This window comes from Asticcacaulis benevestitus DSM 16100 = ATCC BAA-896 (assembly GCF_000376105.1).
In the GTDB taxonomy this organism is placed as follows: Bacteria; Pseudomonadota; Alphaproteobacteria; order Caulobacterales; family Caulobacteraceae; genus Asticcacaulis; species Asticcacaulis benevestitus.
Window position 1 is genome coordinate 1 of the sequence record NZ_AQWM01000080.1, and the last position, 2,398, is coordinate 2,398.

Below are 2,398 nucleotides of genomic sequence, written 5' to 3' on the forward strand. Positions count from 1 at the left end.
CCGACATTCTGGCAAAATCGCCAGCGACAATTAACCGGCAAGACTCTCTATCTTAAGTCAGCCCACTTTCTGTCCAACTGACGGGGTCCACCTAAATTGTCCCACGTATTGGATCGCGCAAGGTGACCGATATTGGTCGGGCGGACATCGCCGAACTTCATGGCGCGTTCAGTCATATCCCCTACCAGGCCAATCGCACCTTAGGGGTGTTGTCAGTGTTGTTCAATCTGGCCGAGGTGTGGAATATCCGCCCGGACGGTAGCAACCCCTGTCTGCACGTCAAAAAATATCCCGAACGCAAGCGCGCCCGCTTCTTGAGTGCGGAAGAGTACAAGGCGTTAGGCCAGGCGTTGCATCAAGCCGACCACGGGCAGACAGAGACGGCTTCAGCGATCAACGCCATCCGACTACTGATGCTGACCGGCTGCCGGCTCAACGAGATCATGACGCTCAAGTGGAACGACGTCTATCTGGCCGACTATGAATTACGTCTGCCAGACTCCAAGACCGGGGCGAAGACGGTGCATATCGGGCAGAGTGTGGTCGATGTCATGCTCAAAATCGAGCGCATCAACAGCAACCCTTACGTCATCGCCGGAAAGAATGATGGACGCCCCCTCACCGATCTGCAACATCCGTGGCGACGCATCCGCGCAGTGGCTGGCTTGCCTGACGTTCGCATCCATGATCTGCGCCATTCGTTCGCCAGCGGCGCCCTCGCCCTCGGTGAAGGCTTGCCGATGATCGGCAAATTGCTCGGTCATAGTCAGGTCCAAACGACGGCGAGATATGCGCACCTTGCCAATACCCCAATCAAGGTTGCCGCCAGCCGGATTGCAGACAGTATCAGCGAGGCTCTCAATTTCGGATGACAAGGGCTTTCTGGCAGAACCTACGCCACATTTCTGCTTTCGATATTAAATATTAGGTTGAAGGTGTGGCGACATAGGCGAGGGCATTTATGGACAGGCGTTATTTCTTACAAGCGGGCACTGCGCTAGGCTTGTGCGCTGCTAGTCCCGCATTGGCGGATACAGGCTTCAAGCTACTACGATCTGACGATGGGCTGATAATGCCGGTCAATTTGAATGGGAGTAACTTAAGGGGAATTTTCGACTGTGGTGCAAGCCACTGTATTCTAGACACAAAGATAGCAAACCAATTGGGGATAAAACCCACAAAGCCTTTAACAGGCAAAGCTATTTATGGCGACTTTAATGCCGGAATCACTGACCCGATCAAATGCCGCATAGGAGACGCAGATTTCCTATATCCCATAATTATTGCTTCACTTGACGCAGCAGGCCTGGGGGCGGATCTTTTGATCGGCCGAAACATCCTCCAAAGGGCGAGCCTCGATCTTGATGCTCCGAATCTTCGTGCAAGTTTTCAGAAAAGCAAACCCAGGCAAGGTATGGTACCTGTCGGCATTACGGCAGGGAAACGCGGTTCTCTGATTACGGATGTTCTTATTGAGGGCAAGCCGGCAAAAGCCTCTCTCGATTCAGGAAGCAATACGCCATTGATGATCAGCAAATCGTGGGCAAGTGAAAACGACCTTTTGAAGGGCCGAGCTTTATCGTCCTGGATAACTGGCGATCTTACCGGCATTCATACAATTGCGATGACTACGCTAAAGCACGCTGCGTTAGGGGGAATGCTATTCACCGACGTCCCAGCCGAGATTTCGGAGACCCAACTTTCATATGAAATCAACCTTGGCTTACCGTTTCTGGAGCGGTTTAGGAGTTTTTGGGATATTCCTGGAGGAAAACTATGGGTGTCAGCAACCTCAAGGAATTTGGGCGCCCCATTTGAACGCGAACGAAGCGGCCTAGCCTTCGAACGACAGAACGATATTCTTAAGGTAATTTTTGTTGCGCCTAGTAGCCCTGGCGCCGAAAGCGCTTTTAAGGAAGGCGATCAAATCGCCAGGATTGATGGCATCCCGGTTTCGTCCCTCACGGACGCTGAAACACAGAAATGGAAACATGAGGATGCACGCGTGTCGGTGCGATTGACTTTGGCCACCGGAGAAGTGCGAAATCTTACTCTACGCAACTATTATTGAACCGTCCCTACAGCAAACTGGTCCATCAAGTAGTTAGGGGGAAGTGATAGTATTTCCTCGATCCGCTCAACCTTAGTGTGCGGCGCACAAAATGTGGCACCTGAATACCGCGACAAAATCGGAACAAAAAAGGTACGTAGTGAAGGCAAGATAAAGGCTCAACTCCCGTTTCGCGTAAGTCCTTGTCTGCACATCGCTTTTGAGGATTTAATCGAAAGACAGGGAGTTATTTCGTAACCGGGGCAAATTGGCGTGCAAGGGGGCTTGGCAGGGACTCGCGGTTATGATTCAAACTGGAGATGGCTCCATCGACTGAATCGAATGACG

2 protein-coding genes are annotated in these 2,398 nt (G+C 51.9%); both read left to right on the top strand.

Annotated features, from left to right (window positions below):
• The first annotated feature begins 122 nt into the window (after positions 1-122).
• Positions 123-872 carry a tyrosine-type recombinase/integrase gene (locus B060_RS25835; protein ID WP_018084203.1) on the top strand — a complete coding sequence of 250 codons (750 nt, stop codon included), beginning with the start codon at positions 123-125 and terminating at the stop codon, positions 870-872.
• An 89-nt stretch (positions 873-961) separates the two neighbouring features.
• Positions 962-2,071, top strand: a complete 1,110-nt coding sequence (locus B060_RS0123370; RefSeq protein ID WP_018084204.1) for an aspartyl protease family protein — start codon at positions 962-964, stop codon at positions 2,069-2,071.
• Positions 2,072-2,398: the final 327 nt, after the last annotated feature.